Raw genomic sequence first — 18117 nt, 5'->3', positions numbered from 1 at the left:
CCACACGCCACCCGCCACCCGCAGCCCGCAGCAGGCCCCGGCGTACCGCACGCAGATCGCGGGCGGTACGCACCACGCGTGGACGGACGGCCTCGACCGAAACGAGCGGTGACCAGGAACGTCACCGCCGGGCAGGAGCCGGGCCACGCCCGCCGTGCCGACAGCAGGACTCCACCCCACCCCACCGCACCGCACCGCGCCCTGCTCTGCTCTGCTCTGCGACGTCGACGTCGACGTCGACGTCGACGTCGGACGGGACGGGACGGGAGGACATTCCGAACGGCCGGGCCCCACAGGCCCCGTCGGACCCCGAGGGGAGGGGACGGCGCCCTGTCGGGACGGCTCCCGCGGCCCCGGTACCGGTAGCGCGCAAGCACCGGCACCACCCACAGGTCGGCCCCCGCCCGGGACGGGCACCGCACCGCTGCGGCCCCGGCCACGGCCGAACCGCGAACAGCGGCGACCTCGCCGGCCACCACCGGCCGGGACCCGGCCCGACCGGCGAGACCGCGCACGAGCCGGACGAGACACGGCGGGCACGGCTACGCCCCCCTCGGGATCCCCCCGGGGCACAGGACCCGACGGGACCGAAGGGAGGCGTGAGGCATTCGGAGCGGGCCCGGCGGACGGGCCCCTGTCCCCGGTCCCGGCCCCGGGACGGGCACGGCGGACGGGCCAAGGTCGCGGCACAGGTCCGGCGGACGGACCCGGCCCCGCACCCGCCGACCCGAACACGAGCCCCGAAGCGGCCCGGGCCGGGCGGACCGGCCCCGACACGAGCAGGCGGGCCCGGACACGGGCGGGCCACCCCCGGGTGCGGGGGCGGCCCGGGTCCGGGGCGGGCGACCGCCGTGGCCGGGGTCCGGGGCGGCCGACTGCCCGGGGCAACCGGCCGGCCGGGCAGCCGAGCACCCGGGGGCGGGCCGCCCCCGGGGGCCCCGGGCGGGCGGGACGGGACCGTCCCGGCCCCCCGGGGGGGGTCAGGTGATGGAGGCCCCGGAGTCGATGCTGATGACCTGGCCGGTCATGCAGTCCTGGTCGAGGAACAGGGTGATCGAGCGGGCGACCTCGCGCGGGGTGACGAACCGCGGCACCGGGACCTTCTCGCGCATGCCCGCCACGACGTGCTCGGGCAGGGTGTCCGTCATGCCGGTGATCATGAAGCCGGGTGACAGGGCGTTGACGGTCACCCCCCTGCGGCCGCACTCCGCCGCGAGGGTACGGGTCAGCCCGATCAGGCCGGCCTTGGACGCCGCGTAGGCGGTCTGCCCGGCGGTGGCGATCAGCGCCGACGGGGAGACGATGTTGACCACCCGCCCCCAGCGCGCCCGCAGCATCGCCGGCACGCACGCGCGCGCGGTGTGGAAGGAGCCGACGAGGTTGGTGTCGATCACCTGCCGCCACTGCGCCGGGTCCTGCATCGCCATCAGCGCGTCCTTGCGGATCGCCCCGTTGTTGACGAGCACGTCCACCGGCCCCAGCGCCGCCTCGATCCGCCCGTACATCGCGCCGACCGCGTCCCAGTCCGCGACCGAGCCGGTGACCAGCACGTGCTCGTTGACGAGCCGGGCGGCGACCTTCTCCGCGCCCTCGCGCGAGCTGTTGTAGTGCACCGCGACCCGGCAGCCCGCCGCGTCCAGGGCCAGCGCCAGCTCACTGCCCAGCCCCCCGGAGGCACCGGTGACCAGCGCCACCGGCGACGGCGGCCGCACACCGAAGACGTCCCTGCCGCTCACCGCGCCACCCCTCCCCACGTCAGCAGGACCGAACCCCACGTCATACCCGCGCCGAACCCGGCCAGCAGCACCGTGTCACCGTCCTTGATCCGCCCCGCGTCCAGCGCCTCCGCCAACGCGATCGGGATCGACCCCGACGCGGTGTTGCCGTAGCGCTCCAGGTTCGTCACCAGCCGGTCGGCCGGGATACCGGTGTGGGAGAGCACCGAGTTGATGATCCGGATGTTCGCCTGGTGCGGCACCACGTGGTCGACCTGCTCCGGCGTGATCTTCGCCTGCTCCAGCGTCTCGCGGATCGTACGCACCGTGTAGCGCACCGCGTTCAGATAGATCTCGTTGCCGTTGATCTGCGCGTAGTGCAGGCCCCGGGCGACGGTGTCCGCGGTGGTCGGCATCCGCGAACCCCCCGCCAGGACCTTCAGGCTGTCCTTGCACGAGCCGTCCGCGCCCAGGTTCCACGCCCGGATCCGGTCCACCGCGCCCGGCCGCAGGACCACCGCCCCCGCGCCGTCGCCCACCAGGATCGACAGGTCCCGGTCGGCGGGGTTCGCGGTCAGCGTGTGCGTGTCCGAGCCGATCACCAGGATCGGACGCGGATCCATCCGCAACAGGCCCGCCGCCGTCACCAGCGCGTACACGAACCCGGCACACTCGGAGTTCACGTCGTGCGCGCTGCCCGCGATCGCGAGCTCGTCGTGGACGAACGCCGACGTCGCCGGCGAGGGCTGCTCCGGCGTCGCCGTCGCCACGATCAGATGCGCGATGTCCGCACCCGTCAGCCCCGCGCGTTCCAGCGCCCGGCGCCCGGCCTCCACGGCCATCGACGCCGTGGTCTGCCCCTCGCCCACGGCCCTGCGTTCACGGATCCCGCACCGCGAGACGATCCAGTGCTCGTCCACACCGAAACGCTGCGCGAGTTCGGCACTGGTCACCACCCGTTCGGGAACCGACATCCCCCAGCCGGTGACGTCGAAACCGCTCACCACACGCCCCCTCTCCCTCTCCCGGTCCGCCGCTCGCCCGCGCTCAGTTACCGGCGGCCGGCACGAGCGCCAGGATCCGCTCGTGGACCACGCGCAGCGTCGTGGTGTCGTCGATGTCCGCGAACAGCGACTCGTCCGCCGGGATGTGCGGGTACTGGTTCTGGAAGCCGTACAGCCACTCCATCAGGTCCAGCGAATCGACGTCCGCGATGTGCTGCAACGCCGCGTCCGCGTCGATCTCCTGGGCACCGGAGACCGCCTGGAGCTGCTGGGCCAGGTCCTCGATCGTGGGGATCTGAGACATCAGTGATCGTTCCTCTCCACGCCCACCACACGGTGGACGCCGTCAACGCATCGAAAGAAGCAGGACAGAAAACACCGCCGACACACCACCACCCCCAACCCCACACCCACACCCCCGCCCGCCGCCCGCCGCCCGCCGCCCGCCACGCGCCCCGCCCGCACCCCCGGCCCCGGCACTCCCCGCACCCCCGCCCCCGGCAACACACCACACAACCGACAACCGAAGAACGGGGGGCAGGGACGAACAGGAACACCGACAACAGGCCGGCCGACAGACACGAACAACAACACGGACAAACAGACAAACGGCCGGGACAGCCGGACGAACAGGCGAACGACCGGGACGGCCGGACGGACGAACAGGCGGGCGGACGAACAGGCGGGCGGACGAACAGGCGGGCGGACGGGCAGGCGGGCAGGCGGGCAGGCGGGCAGGCGGGACAGCCGGCACCGACAACACCGGAAACACAACGGCGACAGCGCCCACAACCCCCGCACCAGCGCACAACACGCCGTCCGGGAACCGAAGCACCCCCCGAGGACGGACCCCGGAAACCGTGCGTCTTGCCGAAACCGCATGAAACCCGCTCCCACGCAACCGGCCCGCAACCCACCCGGCCCCCGCTGCCTTGCGCACCGCTTGCGAGACACACGCTTACCTGACCCACAACACACCGCACCCGCACGCAACCACCCGCCCCCGGGCAGCACCCGGCCACCCGCAACCACAAGCACCACGGCCCGCGGCCCGGACCGCCGCCCGAACACCCGGCACCACCACCCGGTCCGAACGGCACCAACCACCACGAACGCCACCCGGCCACCCGGCCACCCACAACAACGGCCGACCGCACACCCCACCCGAACCGGACAACCAACCCACCCACCGCCCGCACCCACCGCACCGGGCAGCACCCAGCCACCCGGCACGGCACAGCACGGCAGGCACCGGGAACCAACCACCCCGAACAGCAACCCGGTTCAACCGCAAACACCGCACCACGGACGGCACCCAACCGCCCCAAACGACACGGCACGGCCGCCGACCCCGGGAACCAACCACCCCGGACAGCAACCCGGTTCGACCGCAAACACCGCACCACGGACGGCACCCGGCCGCCCGAAACGGCACGGCACGGCAGGCACCGGGGCGGCTGCCCGGGACGGCCGTCCACCCCGGACAGCGTCAAACCCCGGGAACCTCGGCCCGGCTCGGCCGGCACACCGCCCACCGGTCGGCACCCAACCACCCGCCCGCGCCAGAAGCCGGGTTCAACCGGCACACCGCACCACGGACGGCACCCGGCCGCCCGACACGGCAGGCACCGAGGGCAACGGCCCGGCCAGGCCGTCCACCCCGGCCGGAGTCGACAGGTCCGCACGCGGCCCGGTCCCGGCACAGAACACCGCCCGACCGGCCGCACCACAACCGGCAACAACCGGCCCCACGACCGCCACGGCCGCCACGGCGGCCCGAGCGGCACCACGCACCACGCGCCGGCCATCGGGCACCACGCACCACGCGCGGCGCCGAGAACCACGCACCACGCACCACGCACCACGCACCACGCACCACGCACCACGCGCGGCGCCGAGAACCAAGCACCACGCACCACGCACCACGCACCACGCACCACGCACCACGCACCACGCACCACGCACCGGGCACCGCAGGCCGGTCCACCCGTCACCGGGCGCCGGCCCCGCCGCCGCCCACCCGTCCGACACCCACCACCGTCAACCGAGGGGCCCCATCCCATGACCACCGTCGAAGCCCGCTCCATCAACCCCGACATCGAGGCCATCCGCCACCACTACGAGGTCCCCAACGAGCTCTACCGGCTCATCCTGGGCCCCACCATGATGTACTCCGGCGGCTACTGGGAGGACGGCGAGGACCTCGTCGCCGTCCTCGACGAGGCCCAGGAACGCAAACTCGACGCCTTCACCGACCTCGCCCGCGCCGCCCGCACCGAGACCGTCCTGGACATCGGCTGCGGCTGGGGCACCATGCTCAACCGCCTCACCACCGTCCACGGCGTCAAGAAAGCCGTCGGCGTCACCCTCTCCCGCACCCAGGCCGACTTCGTCCACGCCCTCGCCAACCCCGCCATCGAAGCCCGCGTCGAAAGCTGGGAGGACCACCGCCTCGCCGACGGCCAGGCCCCCTACGACGCCGCGTTCTGCATCAACGCACTCGAACACTTCGTGCTCTCCTCCCTCACCCCCAAGGAGCGCACCCAGCGCTACCGCGTCTTCTTCAAGCAGGTCCACTCCCTCCTCAAGCCCGGCGCCCGCTTCGTCCTGCACACCATGACCGTCGAGAACCCCCCACTGCGCCGCCGGCTCCTGGACGACCTGAAGTTCCTCCAGCGCGAGGAGTTCGAGGGCTGCCACATCCCGCGCCTGCCCGAACTCGCCGCCGGCCTCGACGGCCTCTTCGAGGTCACCGAGATCCGCAACGAACCCGAGTCCTTCGCCCGCGCCTGCCGCGCCTGGCTCCAACTCCTCGCCGCCCGCCGCGACGAGGCCGTCACCATGACCGACGAGACCACCGTCGCCCGCTTCGAGCGCTACCTCGACATCTTCGCCTACACCCTCGAAGACCACATCTTCAACAACTTCCGCGTCACCCTCACCCGCCGCGCCTGACCCCCGGGCCCACCGAGGACACCCGAGAAGAGGACACCGACGCCATGACCACCACCCCCGCCCCCAACCGCACCACCAACACCCCCACCGCCACCCCGGCGACACCCCCCACAACCCCGGCGGCGGGGGTGACCCCCACCCCCAACACCACCACCAGCACCACCAGCACCACCAGCACCACCACCCGCGCCGGCAGCACCACCGCCGGCACCGACACCACCACCACCCGCGCCACGGACACCGCCACCACCACCGCCCGCGCCACGGACACCGCCACCACCACCGGCACCGCGGACACCGGCACCACCGCCACCACCGGCACCCGCGCCGGCAGCACCACCGCCACCACCACCGGCACCGCGGGCACCACCGCCGCCGCCACGGCCGCCGGCGCGGGCACGGCCACCACCACCACCACGGACACCCGCCCGGCCACCACGGACACCGACCCGGACACACCCCCCGCCACCACCGCCGGCACCACCACCGCCACGGCCACCGGCGCCGGCACCGCCGGCGACCTCGCCGTCCGCCACCTCGAAGTCGCGATCATCGGCGCCGGCATCTCCGGCCTCGGCACCGCCATCGGCCTCCTCAAAGCCGGCATCGACGACTTCCTCGTCTTCGAACGCGCCCACGACCTCGGCGGCACCTGGCGCGACAACACCTACCCCGGCTGCGCCTGCGACGTCCAGGCCCACCTCTACTCCTTCTCCTTCGCCCGCAACCCCGAATGGAAATCCACCTTCGCCACCCGGACCGAGGTCCACACCTACCTCAAGAACTGCGCCACCCGCTACGGCGTCGACCCCCACCTGCGCTACGACCACGAACTCCTGAACGCCACCTGGAACGACACCCACCACCACTGGGACATCCGCACCACACACGGCCGCTACACCGCCCAGGTCCTCGTCACCGGCACCGGCTACCTCTCCGACCCCGCCGTCCCCGACCTGCCCGGCCTCGACACCTTCACCGGCACCGTCTTCCACTCCTCCCGCTGGCGCCACGACCACGACCTCACCGGCCGCAACATCGCCGTCATCGGCACCGGCGCCTCCGCCATCCAGTTCGTCCCCGCCATCCAACCCCACGCCGCACACATCGACCTCTACCAGCGCACACCCCCCTGGGTCGCCGCCAAACCCGACAAACCCAACACCCCCCGCCACACCTGGATGCTCCGCCACCTCCCCGGCTACCAACGCTTCCGCCGCACCTTCAACAAACACGGCCGCGAAATCGTCGCGTTCTTCATGTCCCGCCCCTCCCGCACCACCGGCATGAAGAACATGGCCGCCGGCCACCTCAAAAAATCCGTCACCGACCCCACCCTGCGCGCCCGCCTCACCCCCGACTACACCGTCGGCTGCAAACGCCTCCTCTTCTCCAACACCTGGTACCCCGCCATCCAACAACCCAACGTCGACATCGTCTCCGACACCATCACCCACATCGGCCCCACCCACATCACCACCACCGACGGCACCCGACGCCACATCGACACCATCATCCTCGCCACCGGCTTCACCGCCACCGACCGCCCCATCGCCCACCTCATCCACGGCCGCCACGGACACACCCTCCACGACACCTGGACCACCCACGGCATGACCGCCCACCGCGGCACCACCATCCACGGCTTCCCCAACCTCTTCATGCTCCTGGGCCCCAACACCACCCTCGGCCACTCCTCCCAAACCGTCATGATCGAAGCCCAGATCACCTACATCCTCGCCGCCCTCAAAACCCTCCGCACCCACCACCTCACCACCCTCGACGTCCACCCCCACGCCCAAACCACCTACAACACCACCCTCCAGAACCGCCTCAAGAACACCGTCTGGAACACCGGCGGCTGCACCAGCTGGTACACCGACACCCACGGCAACAACCCCAACATCTGGCCCACCTACACCTGGCGCTTCCACCGACAAACCCGCACCTTCGACCTCACCAACTACCAAACCACCACCCACACCAACCCCTAACACCACACACCCGGCAGCACCGGCAGCACCCGGCCACCAACCACCAACAGCACCCCGGCCACCACCCCGGACACAGCACCACCACAACCGGCAAGACCCGCAGAACCAGCACAACAAGCAGGACCAACAGGCCAGTTACAGGCAGCAAGAACCGCTACGGCACACACGACCGGAACACCCGGACCAACACACACGCCCGGCAGACGGGGCCGGCAGGCAAAGGAACCGGCCCCCGCACCGACACCAGCGCAACAGGCATGACCAGCACCGCAGTCACAAAAGGCAGGAACACCCCCGCACCCACCACCGCAACAGCCCGCACGACCGGCAGGACCGGAACCACCGACCGGCCGGGCTACCGCCGACAGCACCCGCAGAGCCGGCACCCACCACCCACCACCGGCACCCGCACCCGCCGGGCCCGCCCACCACTCCGAGGAGACCACCGCGCATGAACCGAACCCCCCTGTCCAGGCGCACCCTGCTCACCGGCGCCGCCGCCACCGTCATCGGCTACAACACCACCACCCGCACCTGGGCCACCACCGACACCCCCACCCGTGGCCGCATCGCCCCCCTGCCCCCCATCCAAGGAACCCTCACCACGGCCGCCGCCTCCCGCACCGCCCACGCCCACGACTTCGGCCGTCTCACCACCAACACTCCCTACGCCGTCCTCAACCCCGCCGGTGCCCCCGACATCGCCACCGTCATCGGCTTCGCCCGCCGCAACAACCTCAAAGTCGCCATGAACGGCCAGAGCGGCACCGGAAACGACCTCGAATCACACTCCAACTACGGCCAGGCCGGCGTCGCCGGCGGCATCAGCATCAACGCCCGTGCTCTCAACCGCATCCACGCCATCACCCCCACCAGCGCCACCGTCGACACCGGCGTCACCTGGGCCCAACTCACCGAAGCCGCACTCGCCCAGAACCTCACACCCCCCTGCCTCACCGACTACCTCCATCTCTCCATCGGCGGCACGATAAGCGTCGGCGGCATCGGCTCCACCGTCCACAAATACGGCCTCCAGGCCGACACCGTCGAATCCATCGAGATCGTCACCGGCACCGGCCGCATCCTCACCGCCTCCCCCACTCACAATCCCGACCTCTTCCACACCGCCCTGGCCGGCGCCGGACAGGTCGGCATCATCACCAAAGCCACCCTCAAACTCGTCCCCGCCCCGCAAAACGCCCGCGTCCTCACCCTCACCTACACCGACCGGCACGCCTTCCTCACCGACCAACAAACCATCCTCAACGACGGCCGCTTCCCCTCCCAGGTCGGCGAAATCCTCATCCAGCCCAACGGCCAGTCCCCCCACTACAAGATCGAAGCCGTCGCCCACTACAACGGCACCACGCCCCCCGACCCCGCTCCCCTCCTCGCCGGCCTCAACCCCGCCACCACCACCGTCGCCGACCAGACCTACCGCGAATACACCTACCGTGCCGACGCTTTCGCCGACGCCATCAAAGATCTCGGCTACTGGAACACCCCCAAGCCCTGGCTCTCCCTCTTCCTCCCCGCCAGCACCACCCCCGCTTTCCTCGACCACGCCCTCCCGCAACTCACCCCCGACGACATCGGCCCCGGCCTTCTCCTCTGCTATCCCTTCCACACCAACAAACTCACCCACCCCCTCGCCATGACCCCCAACGAACCCACCGCCTACCTCTTCGACCTCCTCGCTTTCCCCCACCCCAGCATCAACCCCACCACTCACCTCACCCGCAACCGCGACCTCTACAACGCCGCCACCCAACTCGGTGCCAAGCGTTACCTCGTCGGCGCCATCCCCAACATGAGCCCCACGGACTGGCAACACCACTACGGCCCCCAGTGGACCACCCTCACCAACGCCAAGAACACCTATGACCCCACGCACACCCTCACGCCCGGCCACAACATCTTCTCCTGACGCCAAAATCACCACGCACCGCAACAGGAAAGGGAATTCGGCGATTCACCGGATTCCTCTGCCGCACCCGTCGAGCGAAAGGACCGATTCCCCGTGCGCGCCATTCACCACACCGACCGGACCATCCTCAACCACCCCGCCCACGCCGTCTGGAACGCCCTCGTCGACGAGCTCAACGGCAGGACGACGTGGTGGCACCCGCACAACACCCACCGGCCCGGGTCCACCGGCCCGCAGCAGACCGGCGGCACCACCACGACCACCGTCCACCCGGCGGGTGTCGGAAAGCCCGGTCCCAAGCTGCGGTTCACCTCGACCACCACGCAGGTCGTCCCGGACGCCGAGCTCACCCAGTCCCACACCGGCCACTTCCAGGGCACGACGACCTACCGGCTCACGCCCCACGACAACGGCACCCGGACGCTGCTGACGATCACCTTCGCCACCGACCCGCACGGCCTGGCCAAGTTCTTCCACAAGCTCACGAACCTCACGACCAAGCACACCACCGCCACCCAGCACGCCCTCAGCAACCTCCGCCGCCACCTCGACAACCAGAAGTAGGAACCCCACCGGAGAAGGAGGCCCCAGTGACCGTCACCGAAATCCCCGTGCTCCCCGCCCGGCACACCGTCACCACCACCGACCACACCGCGACGACCGACGACCACGCGCACCTCGCCATCACGGTCCACCAGCCGGGCGAGCCCGATCCGGGCCAGCCGCTGGTGCTGCTGGTCCACGGCTGGGCCGCCTCCCGGACCGTCTGGCACGCCACCGCGCAGCAGCTCGCGGCGGCCGGGCACACGGTGGCCACGTACGACCAGCGCGGTCACGCCTCGTCGACGTCCGGGCGGGAGCCGATCGGCATCGAGCGGTTGGCGCGGGACCTGGACACCGTCGTCGGGACGCTCACCACGCCGGAGCGGCCGGTCGTGGTGGTGGGGCACTCGGGCGGCGGGTACGCGGCGCTGGCCTGGGCGGCGGGGCTGTCGGCCGGGAACGGCGGGGCAAGTGTCGGGCGGTTGGCGGGTCTTGTGCTCGTGTCGACGGCCTCGCACGGGCAGATCACGCCGGCGAGCGAGGTCAGGATGATGGGGTCGAAGTTGTTCAGCCGGGCACTGCGGACGCCGTGGCTGGGCCGTCGGCTGCTCGGTGGGACGCACGGGCCGGGTGCTTCGCTGTCGGCGCGGGAGGCCAACCGCCGGTTGTTCGCCGCCACGTCGCCGGCGACCCGGGCGGCGTGCTTCGCGTCGACGCGGGAGATGGACCAGCGCGCGGGTCTGGCCGGGATCACCGCGCCGACCGCGGTCATCACCGGCACCGAGGACAAGATCGTGAAGCCCGAGTTCAGCCGGGAGCTCACGTCGGCGCTGCCGCACGCCGAGCTGCACCGGATTCCCGGCACCGGTCACATGGTGCCGCTGGAGACGCCCCAGCACATCGCGCACCACGTCAACCTGCTGGTCGCGGCCGGCCGCTGACGACCGTGACCACCACCGCTCCGGCCGGCGTGCTGACCGCGCTGCTCCCGCCCCATGTCCACTGCGCCGAGGCTTTCGGCGTCCCGTCCGAGGGCCGGCTGCTGCCGTCGGAGGCGGCGTACATCCGGGACCGGTCGCCGCGTCGCCGCCGGCAGTTCGCCACCGCCCGGACGCTCGCCCGCCAGGTGCTCGGGGCTCTCGGGCATCCGCCGGTGCCGCTGCTGCCCGGGCCGGGCGGGGCGCCCCGGTGGCCGGCGGGCGTCGCGGGCAGCATCACCCACACGGACGGTTACACGGCCTGTGCCGTCGCCGGCACCGGGCAGCTGGCCTCGCTCGGGATCGACGCCGAGCCCGCGCGGCCGCTCCCGCGGGGTGTGCTCCAGTTGGTCAGCAGCGAGGCCGAGCGCAGCGCCCTGGCCGTGCTGCCGGAGGGCCGGGCCCCTTGGGACACGGTCCTGTTCAGCGCCAAGGAGGCCACCTACAAGGCCGTCCATCCGCTGACGGGAATCTGGGCCCCGCTCGCGGCCATCTCCGTCGCCGTGTACGCCGACGGTACGTTCGCGGCCCGGCACCCGCACCACCCGGCCGTCCGCACCGGCGCCTGGGGCGTGCACCGCGGCACGGTGGTCACCGCGCTCGCGCTCCCGCCGTCCCGGGCTGCCGCCGCATGAGGCGCCCTGCCGTCCGTGGACCGTCCACGCCCCGCCCCTTGCTGGGCACCGGTACGGCCGGTGCCGGGCAAGGGGCGGGGCTGTGTGGTCCCACTCCGTTCCGGGTGGTTCGCGGGGAACGGCCGTACCCGGGCCGGAGATTCCGCGACACGCGCCGTCCCGGGGCCCATCGCGGCCGTGCCGCCGGGCCGAGCCGGGCGGCCTCCGGGGAGCCGCAGCCGGGTGGGCGGTCAGGCCGACGTGGTCGGGGCGCCGGGGCGGTCCTCCTGGCGCGCGATGGTCACCGACCGCTGCGGGAACTGCGGGAACTGCGCCACGGGCATCGCGGAGGAGTCGACGGCGCCGGGGCGGAGCGACGTGGCGGGGAGGAACACGACGCGGCAGCGTCGGCCCAGCCAGGTCGCCCGCCGCGCCCGGTGGAGCTGCTGCCACTGCCCGTAGGTCCGCGGCCACTGGTCCGCCGTGCCGCTCCGGTGGGAGGCGAGCGCGGCGGGTCACGGTGCCAGGGCGCCTCCGGGGGCGAGGGCGAGCTCGGCGAAGCGCTCCGCGATGAGGCGGTGGGCCTCCGGGGAGGGGTGGAGGCCGTCGGGGAGCGGGTGGGCGTCGTGGTCGGGCTCGCCGTAGAGGGCCAGGCCGTCCAGGTGGTGCAGGTGCTGGTCGCCGTCGGCCCGGCGTTCGGCGACGATGCGGGCCAGTTCGGCGCGGATGACGGTGAGGGTGAGCCGGCCGGCGGCCACCTCGGCGGGGTCGCCGGTGGCGCGGAAGCGCAGGGTGCCGCTGCTGAAGTCGGGGGCGAGCGGGCCCGGCACGGTTTCGTGGAGCGGGCAGAGCAGCGGGGAGACGACCAGCAGCGGTGTGTTCGGGTGGCCGTCCCGGACGGTGTCCAGGAAGCCGTGGACGGCCGGGGTGAAGGCGCGCAGCCGCATCAGGTCGGTGTTCACCAGGTTGATGCCGAGCTTGAGGCTGATCAGGTCCGCGGGGGTGTCGCGGATGGCGCGCGCGGTGAAGGGGTCGAGCAGGGCGCCGCCGCCGAAGCCGAGGTTGGTCAGGTCCAGGCCGGCGCCGTTGGCCACCAGGGCGGGCCAAGTGCCGGTGGGGTGGGCTGCGTTGGAGCCGTGGCTGATCGAACTGCCGTGGTGCAGCCAGTGCTTGCGGGTGCCGGTCGGGATCGGATCGATCGGGGCGTCGGTTTCGAGGGCGATCAGTTCGGTGGTCTCGGTGTGCGGGAGCCAGATCTCGACGGTCTTGTCGCGTTCCGGCAGGCCGGTGAACCGGGCGCTGCCGGACGGTCCCTCGGTCAGTTCGAAGCGGCCGGTGGCGAGGTCGACGGTGCGCAGGTTGCCGCCGGGGACGGTGCTCTGCGCGGTGAGCTTGCCGTCCACCAGGAGGTCGTGGACGCCGTCCGGGACGTTCGGGACGCCCGGGTAGGCGCGCTTGGTGGGGACGGCGTGCAGCGTGACGGTGGTGGCGCGGGTGCGGAAGGCGAGCCGGACGCCGGAGGGCTGGGACTCGGCCATCGCGAGCTGTTCGTCGGGGATCCGCCGGCGGGTGGCGGCGGGCAGGCGGTGCGGCAGCAGGCCGCGGGCGGTGCGTTCGAGGTCGAGGTGGCCGTGGAGGAGGGCCTCGGTGACGGGGGTGGTGATCGTCGTCATGGTGCTGCTCTTCGGTTCGTCGGGGCGTGCGGAGGGGTGGATCAACCGGTCGTACGGGGCCCGCCGGCGCGCAGCAGGGCGTCGAGGGAGTCGATGATCCAGTCCCAGGACCGTTGCGGGTCGACGGCGGTGTGGCTGAACCCGCCGGCCGCCTCCAGACTGATGTAGCCGTGGAAGACGCTGCCGAGCATGCGCACCGCGTGGGTCTGCTCGGGCTCGCCCAGGTCGTAGCCGCGCAGGATCGCCCTGGTCATCTGGGCGTGCCGGACGCCCGCGCTGGCGGCGGCCGTTGCGGCGTCCAGGCGCAGCCGGGTGGCGTCGTAGCGGCCGGGGTGGCGGGCCGCGTAGTCGCGGTAGGCGTCCGCGAAGGCGGCGAGGGCGTCGCGGCCCGCCCGTCCGGCGAGGGCGTCGGCGACGAGGTCGGCGAGTTCCTCCAGGGCGTACAGGGCGATCCGGGTCTTGAGGTCGTGGGAGCTCTTGACGTGGGAGTAGAGGCTGGCCGTCTGGACGCCGAAGCCGCGGGCGACCGCGGCGACGGTCACCTGGTCGAAGCCGACCTGGTCGGCGAGCTCGGCGCCCGCGACGACCAGGCGTTCGACGGTCAGCCCTGCCCTTGCCATGTGCGTTCTCCCGTACGGTCGCGTCGGCTGTCTACGGACAGTATGGGATTGCCTAAATGGATTAGGCAAATGGCGACACCCCGCTCAGCCCGCTCAGCCCGCTCAGCCCGCTCAGCCCGCTCAGCCCGCCAGGATCACCGTCTCCGCCGGCCCCGAGAAGCCCGCCTGCTGCGACGGGGTGCCCGTGGCGGCCGTCCGGCGGTGCTCCTGCGGGCTGACGCCGCGTACCCGCTTGAAGGCCGCCGAGAGGGCGAAGGCGTTGCTGTAGCCGACCTTGCGGGCCGCGAAGGCGACGGTGCACTCGGGCTCGCGCAGCAGGTCGGCGGCGACCGCCAGGCGCCAGCCCGCCAGGTACGCCATCGGGGGCTCCCCGACCAGGGCGGTGAAGCGGCGGGCCAGGCCGGCCCGGGAGACCCCGACCCGCTGGGCCAGTTCGGCGACCGTCCAGGCGGTGGCCGGGTCGTCGTGCATCATCCGCAGCACCGGGCCGACCACCTGGTCGTGCTGGGCGCGGTACCAGGCGGGGGCGCCGGAGTCGGGGGCGGCCAGCCAGGAGCGCAGCACGGAGACCACCAGGAGGTCCAGGATGCGGTCCAGGACGAGCTCCTGGCCGGGCTCGTTGCGCCCTATCTCGGCGGCCAGCAGGTGCACCAGGGTGTCGTCGGCGCCGGTGCCGGCCGGGCGGACCAGCAGTGCGGGCAGGCAGCCGAGCAGCCGCTGGCCGATCTCGTGCTCGGCCTGGTAGGTGCCGGACAGCACCACCGAGGAGGCCCGGTCGCCCTCCCGGCCCTGACCCCAGGTCCGGACGCCGAGCGACATCACCTCGGAGACGTCCACCCCGCCCTTGGTGCAGACCTGGCCCGGGCCGACGATCACGTCCACCGGGGTGTCGGGGTCGTCCGCCACGGTGTACGGCTCGGGGCCGCGCACGATCGCCACGTCCCCGGGGTGCAGCAGCAGCGGGGTGCCGCGCTCGGGCAGGATCCAGGCGTCGCCGCGGACCATCGTCACCACCGAGAGCGGGGCCCGGTCCTCGATCCGCAGCGACCACGGCGGGGTGAGGATGGAGCGCAGCAGGAACGCGCCACGGGCCTTGGGGCCGTCGAGGAGTCCCGTCAGAGTGTCCATGACGCCAAGTGTAGACGGCAGGACATCATTTGACGCTTCGTCATTTGAGAGACTCTTGAGTGATCGAGGTGGCTCGCACCGCCCGAATGCCGGATGATCTGCGCACGGGGGTACGGACCGAAACACGGCGACCGCGGTACGGCGACACCGGCTGCGAGAAGTGAGGGGCTCACGACGATGGAAACGGCACGCACACTCGTCCTGGTGGCGGCCACGGTCACCTGTGGACTGACCGCGGGACTGTTCTACGGCTACTCGTGCTCGGTCATGCCGGCACTCGCGCGGGTCGACGACCGCACGTTCATCGAGGTGATGCAGCGCGTCAACAAGGCGATCCTGAACGGCTGGTTCGTCCTCGGCTTCGTCGGCGCCCTGCTCGCCACCGCGGCGGCGGTCGCCCTGCACCTGCCCTCGGACGGGCACGACGTCCTGCCCGCGACCATCGCCGCGCTGGTGCTGTACATCGCGATGATCGGGGTCACCCGCTCGGTCAACATCCCACTGAACGACGAGCTCGAAGCCGCCGGGTCGGCCCAGCGGATCGCCGACCCGGCCGCGGTGCGCAGCCGCTTCGAGGCGCGCTGGGTGCGCTTCAACGTGCTGCGCGCCCTGCTGTCGACCGGCGCCCTGGCCTGCCTCGCCTGGGCGCTCGTCCTCAACGGGCAGAGCTGACCGGGCCCGGACCCGCTCGACGGGCGGGCCCGGCCGCGCCGCCCGCCGCCGCCACCCTCTGCCGCTGACCGGACTCAGCCGCAGAGGGTGGCGAAGCCGTACCCGCGCGCCTTGAGCGTGGAGATGATCCCCGGCAGCGCGGCCACCGTCTGGCTGCGGTCGCCGCCGCCGTCGTGCAGCAGGATCACCGAACCGGGACGGACGTTGTTCAGCACCCGCGACCTGATCGCGGCCGCGCCGGGGCGGGACCAGTCCGCCGGGTCCACCGACCAGAGCACGATCTGCTTGCCGAGCGCCGCGGCCTTCGAACGCACCGTGCCGTTGACGGCGCCGTACGGCGGGCGCAGGCAGCTCGGGGTACGGCCGGTCTGCGCGCGGATGGCCTTGTCGGTGTCGGCCACCTGCGCGTTGAACGCGGCCGCGGAGAGCCTGCTCAGGTCCGGGTGGGACCAGGAGTGGTTCTGCACGCTGTGGCCCTGCTTGGCGACCTGCGCGGTCACCGCGGGGTGGGCGGAGACGTTCTGCCCGATCTCGAAGAAGGTCGCGCGCACCCCGTACCGGCCGAGCGTCGCCAGGACCTTGGACGTGTAGGCGGGGCTGGGGCCGTCGTCGAAGGTCAGGTAGACCACCTTGCCGCCCTTGGCGCCGGCCGCCTGCGCCTCGGCGGCCGGAAGGGTGACCGCCGCTCCCGCCGCCAGGGCGACGACCAGTGCGCCGATCGCGGTCCGGATCCTGCCAACTGCCCTGCGCCTGACGGGTGGTACGGACATGCCTGCCCCCTGCGGTCGGAACTCCCGTGCACCGGCCAGTCTGCGCCCGCGGGCCCGTCCGCCGCGACCCTTCGTCGGTCGCGAGCGAACGGAATCGGCCAGTCGGGCGCCGGGTGGCGGATGCCGGGCGACAGTTGCCCGCCGGCAGACCGAAGGCCCCCGACGGGATCCGTCGGGGGCCCTGTGCGGGAGCGGCGTTCAGCGCCCGGCGCGGCCGTGCAGCACCAGGGAGCGGGTCAGGGCGAGCAGGCCGCCGGCGCAGAGCGCGGTGCGGAGCATGTTGACCGGGACCCAGGTGTCCGCGAACTTGGCCCGCACGGCGGCGAGGTCGTGGATCTGCGCCGCGTCGCCGGCCGCCGCCAGCTCGTTGTTGAGCGGGATGTTGACGCCCATGGTGACGATCAGCGCCACCACGTACAGCAGCGTCGCGGCCGCCGCCCAGAGCGCCGCCTGCCGCCGGCCGGCCTTGTGCTGGAGCCAGGCGGCGATGCCGGTGGCGAGGAAGGCGCCGATGAAGACCAGGCCGAACAGCCCGTTCCCGTCGATCGACTTGTTGATGTGCTGCATCGCCGTCACGTAGGTGCCGTCGTCGCCCTCCGCGAGGCCCGGCATCACCGAGACGTCGAAGGCGAAGAACAGTCCGGCCATCAGGCCCATCGCGATGGTGGCGCCCACCAGGAGCGGGCCGGCGGCCTTGCTCCGGGTGCCGGGCACGGCCGGGGCCGTGCCGCCCGGCGCGAGGCCGGTGAAGGACTGTGCGACGGTGTAGGAAGCAGGGGTCGCGGTCTGGTTCGAGCGCATGGGTATTCCTTCGGTCTCCCCGGTCCCCGCCCAGTGCGGGGACTCTCCCGGCGTCCGGGCCGCCGGCCTCCTCACCGCTCCCGGCCGCGGCCGGGGGCTGGTCAGGTGGCCGGTGCGGCCCGGCACCGACGATCTACTGAACTGCCGTACGGACGGCAGGTGTTGCCCTTCCGGATGGTCACGCGTTCCACACGCCGGAGGCGGCGGCCTCGCGGGCGTAGTCGGCGAAGTCCCGCGGCTCACGCCCCAGCGCCCGCCGCACACCGTCGCCCAGCGAGGCGTTGCGGCCGTCCAGGATCACCGAGAACAGCTCCGCGAAGTCCGCCGGCAGCCCCGCCGCCTCCAGCACCCCCCGGTACGCCTCCCGCGAAACCGCCTCGAACCGCACCTCACGCCCCGTCGCCCCCGACAACTCCACCGCCACGTCCGCGAACGACAGCAGCCGCGGCCCCGTCACCTCGTACACCTCCCCCGCGTGCCCCGCCTCCGTCAACGCCGCCACCGCCACGTCCGCGATGTCCTCCACGTCCACGAACGGCTCCACCGCCCCACCCACCGGCAACGCCAACACCCCCTCCAGCACCGGCTCCAGGAAGAACGACTCGCTGAAGTTCTGGTCGAACCACGCGCACCGCACCACCGTCCACGCGGCCCCCGACTCCATCACCGCCTTCTCCCCCGCCTCCGCCGCCTCCTCACCACGCCCCGACAGCAGCACCAACCG

The 18117-nt window shown here is 72.6% G+C and carries 16 protein-coding genes and 1 pseudogene; 7 read left to right on the top strand and 10 right to left on the bottom strand.

The window, feature by feature from the left end; genetic code table 11:
- Window positions 1-980: 980 nt before the first annotated feature.
- Genes ACWGJO_RS21710 through ACWGJO_RS21700 form a run of 3 tightly spaced genes read right to left on the bottom strand, consistent with a single transcriptional unit; the run spans window position 981 to window position 3023 of the window.
- The gene (locus tag ACWGJO_RS21710; RefSeq protein ID WP_452185985.1) at window positions 981-1736 is read right to left on the bottom strand and encodes an SDR family NAD(P)-dependent oxidoreductase; all 756 of its coding nucleotides are present in this window, start codon (window positions 1734-1736) and stop codon (window positions 981-983) included.
- Window positions 1733-2719: a 3-oxoacyl-ACP synthase III family protein gene (locus ACWGJO_RS21705; RefSeq protein ID WP_380355169.1), complete on the bottom strand. Its 987-nt coding sequence runs from the start codon at window positions 2717-2719 to the stop codon at window positions 1733-1735. Before ACWGJO_RS21705 ends, ACWGJO_RS21710 begins: the two co-directional genes overlap by 4 nt.
- Window positions 2720-2762: 43 nt before the next feature.
- Complete coding sequence (locus tag ACWGJO_RS21700; protein WP_224279085.1) at window positions 2763-3023, bottom strand: hypothetical protein; 261 nt, start codon at window positions 3021-3023, stop codon at window positions 2763-2765.
- A gap of 1757 nt (window positions 3024-4780) precedes the next feature.
- Between ACWGJO_RS21700 and ACWGJO_RS21695 the strand changes: the two genes are divergently transcribed.
- The 6 genes from ACWGJO_RS21695 (at window position 4781) to ACWGJO_RS21670 (ending at window position 11750) form a co-directional block, all read left to right on the top strand.
- Window positions 4781-5674: a class I SAM-dependent methyltransferase gene (locus ACWGJO_RS21695; RefSeq protein WP_452185983.1), complete on the top strand. Its 894-nt coding sequence runs from the start codon at window positions 4781-4783 to the stop codon at window positions 5672-5674.
- A gap of 44 nt (window positions 5675-5718) precedes the next feature.
- Window positions 5719-7668: a flavin-containing monooxygenase gene (locus tag ACWGJO_RS21690; RefSeq protein ID WP_452185981.1), complete on the top strand. Its 1950-nt coding sequence runs from the start codon at window positions 5719-5721 to the stop codon at window positions 7666-7668.
- Between the two features lie 451 nt (window positions 7669-8119).
- Window positions 8120-9595 carry an FAD-binding protein gene (locus ACWGJO_RS21685; protein ID WP_452185979.1) on the top strand — a complete coding sequence of 492 codons (1476 nt, stop codon included), beginning with the start codon at window positions 8120-8122 and terminating at the stop codon, window positions 9593-9595.
- Between the two features lie 93 nt (window positions 9596-9688).
- Window positions 9689-10159, top strand: a complete 471-nt coding sequence (locus ACWGJO_RS21680) for an SRPBCC family protein (RefSeq protein WP_452185977.1) — start codon at window positions 9689-9691, stop codon at window positions 10157-10159.
- A 26-nt stretch (window positions 10160-10185) separates the two neighbouring features.
- The gene (locus ACWGJO_RS21675) at window positions 10186-11079 is read left to right on the top strand and encodes an alpha/beta fold hydrolase (RefSeq protein WP_452185975.1); all 894 of its coding nucleotides are present in this window, start codon (window positions 10186-10188) and stop codon (window positions 11077-11079) included.
- A gap of 5 nt (window positions 11080-11084) precedes the next feature.
- On the top strand, window positions 11085-11750 hold the full coding sequence (locus ACWGJO_RS21670) for a 4'-phosphopantetheinyl transferase family protein (protein ID WP_452185973.1): 666 nt from the start codon (window positions 11085-11087) through the stop codon (window positions 11748-11750).
- A gap of 230 nt (window positions 11751-11980) precedes the next feature.
- On the opposite strand, the gene ACWGJO_RS21665 is transcribed toward ACWGJO_RS21670, so the two are convergent.
- From ACWGJO_RS21665 to ACWGJO_RS21650, 4 genes are all read right to left on the bottom strand, one after another.
- Window positions 11981-12124, bottom strand: a complete 144-nt coding sequence (locus tag ACWGJO_RS21665) for a hypothetical protein (protein WP_452185971.1) — start codon at window positions 12122-12124, stop codon at window positions 11981-11983.
- Window positions 12125-12244: 120 nt separating this feature from the next.
- The gene (locus ACWGJO_RS21660) at window positions 12245-13402 is read right to left on the bottom strand and encodes a GDSL-type esterase/lipase family protein (protein WP_452185969.1); all 1158 of its coding nucleotides are present in this window, start codon (window positions 13400-13402) and stop codon (window positions 12245-12247) included.
- A 41-nt stretch (window positions 13403-13443) separates the two neighbouring features.
- Complete coding sequence (locus ACWGJO_RS21655; RefSeq protein WP_452185967.1) at window positions 13444-14022, bottom strand: TetR/AcrR family transcriptional regulator; 579 nt, start codon at window positions 14020-14022, stop codon at window positions 13444-13446.
- 120 nt (window positions 14023-14142) lie between these two features.
- A complete protein-coding gene (locus tag ACWGJO_RS21650; protein WP_387687813.1) occupies window positions 14143-15150 on the bottom strand; it encodes an AraC family transcriptional regulator in 1008 nt (335 codons plus the stop codon).
- 177 nt (window positions 15151-15327) lie between these two features.
- Here ACWGJO_RS21650 and ACWGJO_RS21645 point away from each other — a divergent pair, with 177 nt between their 5' ends.
- Window positions 15328-15822: an anthrone oxygenase family protein gene (locus ACWGJO_RS21645; protein ID WP_452185965.1), complete on the top strand. Its 495-nt coding sequence runs from the start codon at window positions 15328-15330 to the stop codon at window positions 15820-15822.
- Between the two features lie 74 nt (window positions 15823-15896).
- Here ACWGJO_RS21645 and ACWGJO_RS21640 read toward each other — a convergent pair whose 3' ends face one another.
- The 3 genes and pseudogenes from ACWGJO_RS21640 to ACWGJO_RS21630 all read right to left on the bottom strand — a co-directional run.
- Window positions 15897-16592, bottom strand: coding sequence for a polysaccharide deacetylase family protein (locus ACWGJO_RS21640; protein WP_452185963.1), 696 nt, complete (start codon window positions 16590-16592; stop codon window positions 15897-15899).
- A 198-nt stretch (window positions 16593-16790) separates the two neighbouring features.
- Window positions 16791-17393 carry an anthrone oxygenase family protein gene (locus tag ACWGJO_RS21635; protein WP_452185961.1) on the bottom strand — a complete coding sequence of 201 codons (603 nt, stop codon included), beginning with the start codon at window positions 17391-17393 and terminating at the stop codon, window positions 16791-16793.
- A gap of 178 nt (window positions 17394-17571) precedes the next feature.
- Window positions 17572-18117 (bottom strand): annotated as a pseudogene (locus ACWGJO_RS21630) (NmrA family transcriptional regulator); the annotation flags it as partial.

This window comes from Kitasatospora sp. NPDC054795 (assembly GCF_053611565.1).
The sequence above is the reverse complement of the archived record's forward strand: the minus strand, read 5'-3'. Positions and strand labels throughout refer to the sequence as shown.